This window comes from Vreelandella sp. L-25, assembly GCF_056857535.1.
On sequence record NZ_JBSXNH010000027.1, the window covers coordinates 1 to 11,456 of the forward strand.

Annotated in this window: 11 protein-coding genes and 1 pseudogene; 5 read left to right on the top strand and 7 right to left on the bottom strand. The window is 56.4% G+C overall.

What is annotated here, in order from left to right:
• Positions 1 to 140 precede the first annotated feature (140 nt).
• From AC13CN_RS01650 to AC13CN_RS01660, 3 genes and pseudogenes are all read left to right on the top strand, one after another.
• Positions 141 to 947: pseudogene (locus AC13CN_RS01650) on the top strand (TOBE domain-containing protein); the annotation flags it as partial.
• Between the two features lie 31 nt (positions 948 to 978).
• A complete protein-coding gene (locus tag AC13CN_RS01655) occupies positions 979 to 1,890 on the top strand; it encodes an ABC transporter permease subunit (protein ID WP_062359153.1) in 912 nt (303 codons plus the stop codon).
• Positions 1,887 to 2,729 (top strand): ABC transporter permease subunit, encoded by an 843-nt coding sequence (locus AC13CN_RS01660; RefSeq protein ID WP_054644978.1) that lies wholly within the window; start codon positions 1,887 to 1,889, stop codon positions 2,727 to 2,729. Before AC13CN_RS01655 ends, AC13CN_RS01660 begins: the two co-directional genes overlap by 4 nt.
• Before the next feature lie 16 nt (positions 2,730 to 2,745).
• Here AC13CN_RS01660 and AC13CN_RS01665 read toward each other — a convergent pair whose 3' ends face one another.
• On the bottom strand, positions 2,746 to 2,955 hold the full coding sequence (locus tag AC13CN_RS01665) for a zinc ribbon domain-containing protein (RefSeq protein WP_054644977.1): 210 nt from the start codon (positions 2,953 to 2,955) through the stop codon (positions 2,746 to 2,748).
• Positions 2,956 to 3,108: 153 nt separating this feature from the next.
• Here AC13CN_RS01665 and AC13CN_RS01670 point away from each other — a divergent pair, with 153 nt between their 5' ends.
• Positions 3,109 to 3,522 (top strand): DUF3617 domain-containing protein, encoded by a 414-nt coding sequence (locus AC13CN_RS01670; RefSeq protein ID WP_228168693.1) that lies wholly within the window; start codon positions 3,109 to 3,111, stop codon positions 3,520 to 3,522.
• 68 nt (positions 3,523 to 3,590) lie between these two features.
• Here AC13CN_RS01670 and AC13CN_RS01675 read toward each other — a convergent pair whose 3' ends face one another.
• Together AC13CN_RS01675 and AC13CN_RS01680 are read right to left on the bottom strand one after the other, a co-directional pair.
• Entirely contained in the window at positions 3,591 to 6,731 is a 3,141-nt protein-coding gene (locus AC13CN_RS01675; protein ID WP_172515631.1) for an efflux RND transporter permease subunit, read from the bottom strand.
• Entirely contained in the window at positions 6,731 to 7,798 is a 1,068-nt protein-coding gene (locus AC13CN_RS01680; protein WP_172515632.1) for an efflux RND transporter periplasmic adaptor subunit, read from the bottom strand. Before AC13CN_RS01680 ends, AC13CN_RS01675 begins: the two co-directional genes overlap by 1 nt.
• 196 nt (positions 7,799 to 7,994) lie before the next feature.
• On the opposite strand from AC13CN_RS01680, the gene AC13CN_RS01685 reads away from it, so the two are divergent.
• On the top strand, positions 7,995 to 9,179 hold the full coding sequence (locus AC13CN_RS01685; RefSeq protein WP_228168694.1) for a BaiN/RdsA family NAD(P)/FAD-dependent oxidoreductase: 1,185 nt from the start codon (positions 7,995 to 7,997) through the stop codon (positions 9,177 to 9,179).
• Positions 9,180 to 9,274: 95 nt separating this feature from the next.
• Here the strand turns inward: AC13CN_RS01685 and AC13CN_RS01690 are convergent, their stop codons facing one another.
• From AC13CN_RS01690 to AC13CN_RS01705, 4 genes are all read right to left on the bottom strand, one after another.
• Positions 9,275 to 9,574 carry a YqjK family protein gene (locus AC13CN_RS01690; protein ID WP_137093870.1) on the bottom strand — a complete coding sequence of 100 codons (300 nt, stop codon included), beginning with the start codon at positions 9,572 to 9,574 and terminating at the stop codon, positions 9,275 to 9,277.
• Positions 9,558 to 9,953: a phage holin family protein gene (locus tag AC13CN_RS01695; protein ID WP_228219070.1), complete on the bottom strand. Its 396-nt coding sequence runs from the start codon at positions 9,951 to 9,953 to the stop codon at positions 9,558 to 9,560. The genes AC13CN_RS01690 and AC13CN_RS01695 overlap by 17 nt, the downstream gene beginning before the upstream one ends.
• The gene (locus AC13CN_RS01700; RefSeq protein WP_044628207.1) at positions 9,953 to 10,285 is read right to left on the bottom strand and encodes an ElaB/YgaM/YqjD family protein; all 333 of its coding nucleotides are present in this window, start codon (positions 10,283 to 10,285) and stop codon (positions 9,953 to 9,955) included. The genes AC13CN_RS01695 and AC13CN_RS01700 overlap by 1 nt, the downstream gene beginning before the upstream one ends.
• 75 nt (positions 10,286 to 10,360) lie before the next feature.
• Positions 10,361 to 11,392 (bottom strand): phospholipase A, encoded by a 1,032-nt coding sequence (locus tag AC13CN_RS01705; protein ID WP_172515642.1) that lies wholly within the window; start codon positions 11,390 to 11,392, stop codon positions 10,361 to 10,363.
• Positions 11,393 to 11,456 lie beyond the last annotated feature (64 nt).

Here is an 11,456-nt window from a genome sequence, read left to right on the forward strand (position 1 = left end):
AAACGCTGGAAGCGGATCAAGGGGTTTAACCAACTGAAGCTGGTCGTGAATAACGTTCAGTTTCGGGATGGAGAACGGGTGGATGATCAATCCGGCAGAGACGCCGCCTGATGCTCATACACCAGATTTGACAATAACTCCAGAATATTGCCTTTGGATTAAAGCAGGACAAGCTGCCTAAAGCTGAAATTGAAGCGCGGGTTGCCCAGATGCTCAAACTGGTGCATATGGAGCGCTTCGCTAAGCGTAAACCCCACCAGCTTTCTGGCGGTCAGCGCCAGCGGGTCGCCTTGGCGCGCTCGCTTGCCAAACGGCCCAAGCTGCTGCTGCTCGATGAGCCCATGGGCGCGCTGGATAAAAAGCTGCGCACCGAAATGCAGCTGGAAGTGGTCGAGATCATTGAGCAGGTGGGTGTGACCTGCATCATGGTGACCCACGACCAGGAAGAGGCCATGACCATGGCCGACCGTGTGGCGATCATGGCGGATGGCTGGATTGAGCAGGTTGGCTCGCCGGTGGATATTTATGAAAGCCCTGCCAGCCGGATGGTGGCCGAGTTCGTCGGTACAGTGAACTTGTTTGAGGGTGAGATCATTGAGGACGCCGCTGACCACTGCCGCATTGAGTCACCTGCGCTCTCACGGCCGATCTATATCGACCACGGCATTACCACCCAGGCAGTAGACCGCCGGGTGTGGGCGGCGCTGCGCCCTGAGAAAATCTGGCTAACCCGTGAGCAGCCGTCGTCAGAGTACAACTGGGAAGCGGGCAAGGTGGATGATATCGCCTACTTGGGCGGCTATTCACTTTACTACGTGCGCACTGCTTCCGGGCAGATGATTAAAGTGAGCATGGCCAACACCGAGCGGCGCGGCGACCGTCCAACCTGGGAGGATAGCGTGTACGTTTATTGGGAAAATCATAGCGCTATCGTGCTGAACCGCTAATGCCCAGGTGGCTGACAGGAGATTGCCCATTATGATGCCATCTCGCATTGCAGGCTTTATCAAGCGGTTGCATTTAGGCCGACGCGCCGTGATTGCGTTCCCGCTGGTGTGGCTGACGCTATTTTTCCTACTGCCCTTTGCGCTGGTGCTTAAGATCAGCCTTTCTGAATCGGCCATTGCCATTCCTCCCTACGGGCCGCTGGTAGAGTATGCCGATCAAACGCTGAACATCTTTTTGAACCTAGGCAACTATCTGTTTTTGTTGTCGGATTCGCTCTATGTCGCCGCGTACTGGGGGTCGATTAAAACCGCATTTGTGGCGACAGTGGTGTGTTTGCTGATTGGCTATCCGATGGCCTACGCCATGGCCCGTGCCCCAGGGCGCTTGCAGCTGATTCTACTGCTGTTGGTCATGCTACCGTCGTGGACCTCGTTTCTGATTCGGGTATACGCCTGGATGGGTATTCTTAGCAATAGTGGCCTAATCAATAACCTATTGATGGGGTTGGGGGTGATTGATTCACCGCTGCGGATGATGAATACCCAGTTTTCGGTAATTGTGGGCATTGTCTACGCCTACCTACCGTTTATGGTACTGCCGTTGTATGCCCACCTGACGCGTTTGGATAACTCGCTGCTGGAAGCGGCCTCGGATCTTGGGTCGCGTAAGCTCAATACCTTTTTAAAGGTGACGCTGCCGCTCTCGATGGGGGGCATTATCGCAGGCTCAATGCTGGTGTTTATTCCTGCGGTTGGGGAGTTTGTGATTCCTGAGCTACTGGGCGGCCCGGATACCTTGATGATTGGTAAGGTGCTGTGGGAAGAGTTCTTCCTTAACCGCGACTGGCCGGTCGCGTCAGCGCTCGCCATGGTCATGCTGCTGCTGTTGCTTGTCCCCATTGTGTGGTTTCACCGTTACCAGTCACGGGAGCTTGAAGAATGATGAGATCGCGTCGACGCCCAAGTTTTACCACCGTGATGCTGGTGTTGGGTTTGCTGTTTCTCTATCTGCCCATGGTCGTGCTGGTGGTTTATTCGTTCAACGAATCCCGCTTAGTGACGGTATGGGCCGGATTTTCCACCCAGTGGTACGGCGAGCTGTTCCGTGACCAGCAGATTCTCTCAGCGGTTTGGACCAGCCTGGAGATTGCTTTCTTTGCCGCCAGTATGGCGGTGTGCCTAGGCACGGTCGCTGCCTTCGTCATGACGCGCTACGGCCACTTTCGCGGCAAAACGGCGCTCTCCAGCATGGTGACCGCGCCGCTGGTGATGCCGGAAGTGATTACCGGCCTTTCGCTGCTACTGCTATTTGTGCAAATGGCGCAGCTGATCGGCTGGCCCGCCGACCGTGGCATGGCCACTATTTGGATTGCCCACACTACGTTCTGTAGCGCCTACGTGGCGGTGGTGGTGGCGGCTAGGTTGCGGGAAGTGGACCGCTCTATTGAAGAGGCGGCGATGGATTTAGGCTCTCCGCCGGTCAAAACCTTCTTCTTCGTCACGCTACCGGTCATTGCACCCGCCCTCGCTGCAGGCTGGCTGCTGGCCTTTACGCTGTCGTTGGATGACTTGGTGATTGCCAGCTTTGTCTCTGGGCCGGGGGCCAATACGCTACCGATGGTGGTGTTTTCCTCGGTGCGGATGGGCGTGTCGCCGAAGATCAACGCGCTGGCGACGCTGATTATTCTGACCGTATCGTTGGCGACACTTCTGGCGTGGTACTTCATGCGCCGCAGCGAGGCCAAGCGCCAGTCAGTGATACAGCAAGGGGAGGGGGTTTAAGCTTTTTAATCCAACGCTACAGCACGTCGTCGTCACGTCCAGTGATGACGGCGTCTAGCTCTCCGGTCATTGGTGACACAATGACCTGTAGCTGGATGGGCGCGCAGCACTGATGGCAATCTTCCCAGGTGTCGTGGCTACCCTGAGAGGTATCGATCACAAAGGTGAGTGGCGTATCACAGTAAGGGCAGTGGAAATCATGATTAATTAGTGCGTCGTCGTGCATGGTTGTTGCCCTTTTCAGCGTTACACTCAATGTCATTGACAGCTTAGTGTAGCAGTGCTGTTTGCAAGCAGGCACCTGATCAACGAATCAGGTAGGATAATGACGAGTTTTCCCGAACCACCTAGCGAGATAAAAGCGATGATGAAACGGTACATGGCAGTTGCGGCCTTAGCGGCCTTCCCGATGGTTGCCCAGGCGGAAACACCTAATGTTACGCCCGGCGAGTGGGAGTTTGTCAGCGTGACTAGCGTCAGCGGCGATATGCAGATTCCCGATCAAACGGAAACCGAGCGTCAGTGCATTACCCAGGAAGAGCTAGAGGGTGCTGATTTTGGTTTTATTGAAGAGGAAGAGGGCTGCGAACTGCTCAACCAGGATATGAGTGCCGACGGCCTCTCCTACAGCATGGTATGCCGCGCTGAGGGTGGCGAAGCGACCATCGACGGCGAAATGCGCTTTATGGGCGAGCAAATTGAAGGCACTGTGGATATTCTGACTCAGTCTCCCATGGGTGAGCTGACTATGAACACCGTGATTGAAGGTGAGCGTATCGGCGATTGCGAATAAGTACAGCCGTTGTGACGTTTAAACACTAAGGGCGCCTCGTTGGCGCCCTTAGTGTTTTTGGGGATGCGTTATCGCTCTGGCGTATCAAGCGGCGTATGTTGAGCCGTAGGCGCGTTGGCGATCTCCTCTTCGAGCTGGCGCTTCACTGCTCCAGGCGAGCCAGAGTGGCGGGCCAGCAGGTCGTACGCCACGGGCACCACAAACAGTGTGAAGACGGTAGCGGCGCCGACACCGGCCATAATCACCGTGCCGATCACCAAGCGCGACTCCGCCCCTGGCCCGCTGGAGATAATCAGCGGAATAGCACCGGCCATGGTGGTCACGGCGGTCATCAAGATGGGGCGTAGGCGGGTCACCGAGGCCTCAATCAGCGCTGAGCGAAATGCCTGCCCTTCATCCCGCAACTGGTTAGCGAATTCGACAATGAGAATGCCGTTTTTGGCCGCCAAACCAATCAGCAGTACCAAGCCCACCTGGCTATATATATTCAGCGACTGACCGCTGAGCAGCAGTGCAAGCAGCGCTCCGCTCATGGCTAGCGGCACCGTGAGCATAATCACAAACGGGTGGATGAGGCTTTCGAACTGGGCGGCCAGTACCAGGAATACCACCACGGCACCCAGCACCAGCAGGAACATCGTCGCACCGCTCGCCTGCTGGAAATCCCGGGATGGTCCCGCCACGTTAGTTTGTACTTCTTCCGGCAGAATGGTATCGGCGGTGTCTTGCAGGTATGCCAGCGCTTCGCCCAGCGGGTAGCCATCGGCGAGGTTCGCTTCAATGGTAATGGCGCGCACGCGGTCAAAGCGGTTCAGCGTGCTGGCGCCGGCAAAATCAGACAGCGTGACCAGGCTTGCCAGCGGAATGAGCTCCCCTGTGCGTGCTGAGCGCACCTGAATGTTATCCAGCGCGCGCGGGCTGTTTTGGCGACTACGGTCGCCTTCCACAATCACATCGTACTCTTCGCCGTCGTCCACATAGCGGGTAACGTTACGGCCACCCAGCAGCACTTCCAGCGTGCGGCCAATCTCGGTCACGGTCACACCTAGCGAGGCGGCACGCTCGTAATCGATATCGACCCGCAGCTGCGGCTGGGTTTCGTCGTAGTTGCTCTCGATGGCCGTCAAACGTGGGTTGTTTTCCCGCACATGATTAATCAGCCGGTCACGCCAGCGGGCTAGGTCTTCGTAAGTGCCGCCGCCCAACACAAACTGCACCGGCTTCTGAGTGCGCTGACCAAAGCCCTGGCGCATCACCGGGAAGGCTTGGACGCCAGGGAGCGAGCTGAGCTGCTGGCGCACATCGGCCATAATCTCCCAGGCGCTGCGACGGCTGCCCCAGTCCGCCATATTGACGATGATAAAGCCGCTGTTGAAGTTTTCGATATTACCGAAGCCACGCGGGGCACGAACCACCACGCGCTCAAGCTCGCCGCTCTCTACAAAGGGGGTGAGCCGCACTTCGATCTCATCCATGTAGTCCATCATGTAGTCGAACGTGGCTCCTTCCGGGCCGTTGACCAGCACGATAAAGTTACCGCGATCTTCTTGCGGAGTGTATTCATTGGGCAGCGCTGTGGCGAGCCACGCCGTTCCGGCAATGAGTAGGGCAAACAGGGCCACGACCAGCCATTTGGCCGTTAGTACGGCTTCTAAGGCTCGCTGGTAGCGGCGTTTGGTGCCATCCAGCAGCCACTGCACGCCTTTTCCAATGCGGCTATCGTGCATGCCGGGCTTGAGGATTTTAGACGCCATCATGGGCGTTAGGGTCAATGCGAGCAGGGTAGAGACGACCACTGCTGCTGCCATGGTGAGGGCGAACTCCGAGAACAGCCGACCAATATCGCCTTGCAGCATGCTCAGTGGCACAAAGACGGCGACTAACACTAGGGTGGTGGCGATCACCGCAAAGGCGATTTGCCGCGTGCCGCGAAAGGCGGCGACTAGCGGCGTCTCGCCATAGTCGTGCATGCGTCGGTTGATATTTTCGAGCACGACAATGGCATCATCAACAATCAGCCCGATGGCCAGCACCAGTGCGAGCAGCGTCAGCAAGTTGATGGAAAAATTCATGGCTGCCAGTGCTGTAAATGCACCGATGACGGCAATCGGCACTGTGACGGCGGGGACAAGGGTAGTGCGAAGATTGCCCAGGAACAGAAAGATGACCACCACTACGAGTCCCATGGCGATAAAGAGGGTCATGACTACCTGTTCAATAGCACCGGAAACGAACACCGAGGCATCATAGTTCAGCGTGAGCGACATCCCCTCGGGCAGGGTGCCTTGTAGCCGCCCAAGCTCTTCTTGCACTGCCTCAGAAAGCTCAATCACGTTGGCGGTGGACTGCATGATCATCCCCAGCCCCACCATAGGCACGCCGTTGGCTCGGAAAACGGAGCGGTCTTCCACAGAGCCTACTTCCACCCGGGCGACATCCGATAAGCGCACTAGATAGCCGTTATTGCTTTGGGCAAGCGCTAAGCCTTGAAAGTCTTCAGCAGTGGCGAAACTGCGCGGCAAGCGGACAATAAACTGGCGGTCATCGGATTCGATAGAACCCGCAGGCAGCTCGACGTTTTCAGCACGTAGAGCGTCCTCCACATCGCCCACGGTGAGGCCACGGGCTGCTAATGCGTTACGGTCCAGCCATACACGCATGGCGTAATCCTGGCCGCCGCCCACGCGTACTCGGGCAACGCCCGGCTGTACTGAAAGGCTATCGACGAGAAAGCGGTTGGCGTAGTCGGTGAGTTCGGCAATCGAGTAGTCCGCCCCCGATAGGCTTAGCCAAACAACAATCTCTTCGCTGCTGTCGGCTTTAGTGACTTCAGGATTGTCGGCGTCGTCCGGCAGGTTGCGCAGTGCGCCTGAAATGCGGTCGCGGATATCGTTCGCCGCAGCGTTGATATCCATAGTGATGGCGAACTCGATCTCGATCCGCGAGCGGCCATCCTCGCTTTGGGAGGTGATCAGCTCGATGCCCTCCACCCCGGCAATGCGGTCTTCTAATACTTGGGTAATGCGTGTTTCTACCACGCTGGCCGAGGCACCGGGGTAGCGGGTATCAATACTGACAATAGGCGGGTCAACCGTGGGGTACTCTTGCAGCGGCAAGCGGTTAAGGGCCAGCAAGCCAAAAGCAATAATCAGTGCGGCAATTACCATGGCCAGCACTGGCCGCTGAACGGAAATATCGGATAAACGCATTAGCGATCAGCCTCCAGCAGCGAGCGAATGTCCGTGCTGTCGTCGGCAACGCCTAGCAGGCGAACTTCTTGACCCTCACGGGCTAGCTGCAGACCATGAATCACCACCAAATCGCCTTCGCTAATGCCTTCTAGTACTTCTACTTCCCCGCTGCGGCGCTCGCCGATAGCTACTTCTCGGCGCTCTAAGCGTGGCGCATTCTCCTGCTGTTGAATCACCATCACAAAGTGGCGGTTGCCGCTAGGCTGAATCGCGGCTTCAGGCAGCACTAACGCATCGCGTACGCGCTGCTGCACGATGACTTCCATCAGCATGCCAGGGCGCAGCTTTAAATCAGGATTGGTCAACTCGGCACGCACGCTAACGCTACGGGATACCGGGTCAATCCTTGTGCCAATGCTGGCAACGTCGCCGCGAAATACCTCGTCTGGGTACGCCGCCGTGGTGGCACTAAGACTTAACCCGGCGGATAGCCGCCCCAAAAATACCGCTGGTACGGTAAAATCGAGTTTCATTACATCTAGCTTATCTAGCGTCACCAACGCCATGCCGGGGGTGACGAGGGTGCCCACACTGACGTCACGAAATCCTACGCGGCCGCTAAACGGCGCGTGTATTCGGTAATTTTCCAGTCTAGCTTCCAGGGCTTGGGCATCGGCTTGTGCTTGGCGCAGCTGGGATTGAGTGTCTTCTACGTCTGCTCTAGCCGCTAAGTTGCGCTGCTGCAGCTGCGAAGCGCGGTCAGAAGCGTTTCGCCGCTCATCGGTAATGGCCTGGGCGGCTCTTAGCAGTGCTTGCTCTTCGGCGTCTTCCAAACGAACCAGTAAACGACCGCGCTCTACCTGCTCGCCATCATCGAAGTTAATCTCTGCAATGGTGTCGGTTACGGTGGCCGATAAGGTCACGCTTTCATCAGCACGTAAGGTGCCTAGTGCTTCCAGCGGGTCGGACCAGGTCTCTGTCTCAACGTAATAACCAATCACAGGCGGCTTTGATTGTGCGCTGGCAATAGAAGCCCATCCAAGGAGTAGCACGAGGCAGCAAAAGGAGCGTTTAAAAGCGATCATAAGTGTCTCAGTATTATTGAAATATTCCGCAATCGGCGATGATAGTAAGTCATTACCTGCAACATTGTTGGGGCGAATGTTGAGGCGAATAGGTAGTATCTTGTGCATTTCTTATACATGAGTTTTTAAAATGTACAGTAGTTTGGCGCTTCTTACCTGTTAAAATGCCCGCCTTTTCACTCTGGGAGCCTCAGTTATGGTCTACGACGTCGTAGTCATTGGCGCAGGTGCCGCTGGTTTAATGTGCGCGGCACAGGCTGGCTATGCCGGGCGACGCGTTTTGGTGGTCGACCATGCGAACAAAGCGGGTAAAAAGATTCTTATGTCTGGGGGAGGCCGCTGTAACTTTACCAATCTTGATACAGCGCCTGGACACTTTTACTCTGAAAATCCTTATTTTTGCATTTCTGCATTAAAACGTTATCGCCCAGAACACTTTGTATCGCTGGTAGAAACCCATGGCGTTGAGTATGTGGAAAAAGCGCCAGGGCAGCTATTTTGCGCAGATTCCGCCAAAGAGATTGTGCGGGTACTCTTGGCCGAGTGTGAGTGGGCCGGGGCGGAGATTAAACTGAGCACATCCGTTTCTCGGCTGGAGCGGCAGGGCGAGGGCATGCGGTTGGCCACGTCTCTGGGCACGATTGATGCAGGGGTGGTGGTCGTGGCGACCGGAGGGCTTTCCATTCCTACCATGGGGGCGACCGGCTTTGGGTACGATATTGCCCGCCAGTTTGGCTTAGAGGTGCTGCCCACGCGCCCCGGCCTAGTGCCATTTACCCTAAGCGATAGCTGGAAAGAGCGGGCGGCGGGGCTTTCTGGCGTTAGCGTGCCCACGGCAGTGAGCTGCAAAGAGAAGCGCTTTGTCGAGCCGATGCTGTTTACCCATCGAGGGCTATCCGGCCCTTCTATGCTACAAATTTCCAGCGTATGGGAGCCGGGTAGCGCAATCTCCATCGACCTCTTGCCGGGCGAAGACGCGGCTGACGCTTTGCGCCATGCGCGCCAGGAAACCCCTAAGCGGCTGCTGTCGACCTGGCTAGGCGAGCGTTTCCCCAAACGCTTTGCCCAAGCGCTGCTGGAGTGGTATCCCGACTCTCACTTGGCCAGCCCGCTGGCGCAATACAGCAACGAAGCGCTCGAAGCTTGGGCCCAGCGGCTAAATCAGTGGCAGCTAAAACCAGCAGGCACCGAAGGGTGGCGCACGGCCGAGGTGACGATGGGGGGTGTCAGCACCGACGCCATTTCATCCAAAACCTTTGAAGTAAAGGATCTACCTCAACTGCGCTTTATTGGGGAAGTGCTGGATGTGACGGGCCAACTAGGCGGTTATAACTTTCAGTGGGCCTGGGCAAGCGGTGTGGCCTGTGGACAAGCGTGTTAGGTGTCATCGACACGCATTAAACAAGCCGCTGTGGTAAGTGAGCCGCAGCGGCTTGTCGGATAATCCTTGTCGCAGGCGTAGCGGTCAACGGACGATTATGTCGCCACTTTGGCAAGGAGCTTCAGCTTTCGAAAGAGCATGTAACCTGCCAGTGCCTTACGACCTAGCACCATGGCACCGCCTGGATGACGTGCAATGCGTAACGCAGCAATGCCGCCAATGGCGTAAAGCGGCAGTTTGACGCTTTTCCAATGACGTTCCAGCGGGGAAGAGGCATGTAGCAGCGTGTCGCTATCGACCAGTATGTCGATACGCTGCTGCTCCAGTTCGGCGAGCAGCGCCGCCTTGCGCTCTGCGCGACTGAGTGGTTTAACGACGCTATCGTGACGGGTCATCCTCATTCACCTCCAGCAGTGCACGGTCGGCGGCAAGCTGCTTTAACGTCTCTTTTAGCAGTGTATGGCGCTTGGCCTGACGCATAGCAATCACCGCTAGCAGTATGCTTAACGCGATGAGCACACCAGCACTGACGCTAATTGCCGTTAATCGATAAGTATCCCAGAAGAGAACCACCACCAGCGCCGTAAGCGTGGCAACGCCTAATAGCAGGAGCAGTAGACTGGCACCCGCAAGTAACAGCAAAACCAGTAAACGCGCGCGCTCTTCCTCTAGTTCCAAAACCGCCAAACGCAGGCGGGTCTCACTGTTGGCTACCAGTGATTTCAGCAGGCGTTTGGCGGCAGAAAAGACGCGTTGGGTGGGACCCAAAGCCATTAGCGACGCCCGAGCAGCATACCAACGACAAGGCCAGCAGCGGCGCCAATACCGATGCTGGTCCAGGGGTTTTCATGGACATAACGGTCACAACACGCTGCCTGTTCGGAGAGCGTTTCGCGGGTGTCTTCGTAGAAACGTTCTCCGCGGGCTTCTAGGCGAGTACGAGTATCTTTTAAACGTCGCTCGGCACGCTCACGCAGATCGCGCATTTCGCTGCTGGCGTCTTTGGAGGTTGCGTTCACCAGCTCTTCGACTGTTTCGCTGAGGTGACGCAGGTCTTCTTTCAACTGGTCAGCGCGTGCGGAGGTATCTGTATTACGTTTTGCCATGATGTCTTCCTTTGACGAGTAAATGAGTGACGACTTCAGCATAGCAGCCGCCACCTGATAGACAACCCTTGTCGTTTAACGGTTCAGCCCGGTGGCGCTAAATAGTGGGTTAAGACTAAAACCAAGGCTTAAACGGTGCACGCGATTATCGTAATCAATCATGCTTTCACCGTAGCCATAGTAGTACTGTACATGGGCGCGCACACCGTTAAACGCTGGCCAACTATAGTCAACCTGGGTGCCGTAGTTACCCGTGCTTGGATTGCCACGCAGTTGCCCCGCGAATTCATGGTTATTTTGTAAACGCTTGGCAAGACGAATATCCCCATAGCCGACAAAACGCTCGATATCCGGGTTGTTGTCGTCACCATCCGACTCCGGCACGCGCCAGTGCGGCGCCAGAGTCAGTGCCCAGTCGCCGCGCTGCAAGGTGCTTTCCAGGTACACACGGTTCCAGCTCCGTGACAGCGGGTCCGAACGGCCATTGGATTGGTGGTTGAAGGCGATGCGGTTGCGCGTATTCACCCAGCCCAGAGCGCTCCAGGCGCTGTCGAAGTCGATGAACACCTCGGGCTCGTAGTTGGTTTCCCGGAAAGGGGAGGAGGCGTCAGTGTTGTAGGCCTGCCACCAGCTTCGCTGAGTGTAGGCAAAATAGACGTCGCCAACGTTGCCAAAGATGTCTTCCGCCAGATTGAACTTGGCGCTGAACTGGAACTTCACTTCGTTATTGTTAGGCCCGGACGCATCGGTCACTTCACGAAAGTTGTTGGCGTCCTGGTTAGTGTTATAGCTCACCGGAAACAGGTAATTGGTACGGTGGGTGGTGATGGAAAACGGGTTACGCGACGACTCCTGCTCCCACTGGCGACGATCACTCAGGTCCTCCAGAGCAACTTCTTCCGGCAACTGCTTGGGAGGAACGCCTTGGGCTGCTTCCTCAGGTGAGTCAATTTGCTGCAGTTGCTGGCGCAGTTGATAAAGCTCGGTATTCAGTGCACGAATACGCGCTTCAATCTCTTCTTGGGTGTCGGCCTGGGCGCTCTGGCTGAGCATATCAGCACTTACCACCACCACTAGGCCGGTTAACAACAGTTTTTGGATAACCATCAACGTGGCTCACAAATTAAGGAATAAGGAAAGAGGTGCCAGCGTCGTTTCTATACATGCCGCT

Bases quoted from the DNA above. Each gene is read 5' to 3' on its own strand.
- AC13CN_RS01660 (WP_054644978.1), top strand. From the start codon at position 1,887: ATGATGAGATCGCGTCGACGCCCAAGTTTTACCACCGTGATGCTGGTG.
- AC13CN_RS01705 (WP_172515642.1), bottom strand. From the start codon at position 11,392: ATGGTTATCCAAAAACTGTTGTTAACCGGCCTAGTGGTGGTGGTAAGT.
- AC13CN_RS01695 (WP_228219070.1), bottom strand. From the start codon at position 9,953: ATGGCTTTGGGTCCCACCCAACGCGTCTTTTCTGCCGCCAAACGCCTG.
- AC13CN_RS01665 (WP_054644977.1), bottom strand. From the start codon at position 2,955: ATGCACGACGACGCACTAATTAATCATGATTTCCACTGCCCTTACTGT.
- AC13CN_RS01680 (WP_172515632.1), bottom strand. From the start codon at position 7,798: ATGATCGCTTTTAAACGCTCCTTTTGCTGCCTCGTGCTACTCCTTGGA.
- AC13CN_RS01675 (WP_172515631.1), bottom strand. From the start codon at position 6,731: ATGCGTTTATCCGATATTTCCGTTCAGCGGCCAGTGCTGGCCATGGTA.
- AC13CN_RS01685 (WP_228168694.1), top strand. From the start codon at position 7,995: ATGGTCTACGACGTCGTAGTCATTGGCGCAGGTGCCGCTGGTTTAATG.
- AC13CN_RS01700 (WP_044628207.1), bottom strand. From the start codon at position 10,285: ATGGCAAAACGTAATACAGATACCTCCGCACGCGCTGACCAGTTGAAA.
- AC13CN_RS01690 (WP_137093870.1), bottom strand. From the start codon at position 9,574: ATGACCCGTCACGATAGCGTCGTTAAACCACTCAGTCGCGCAGAGCGC.
- AC13CN_RS01670 (WP_228168693.1), top strand. From the start codon at position 3,109: ATGGCAGTTGCGGCCTTAGCGGCCTTCCCGATGGTTGCCCAGGCGGAA.
- AC13CN_RS01655 (WP_062359153.1), top strand. From the start codon at position 979: ATGATGCCATCTCGCATTGCAGGCTTTATCAAGCGGTTGCATTTAGGC.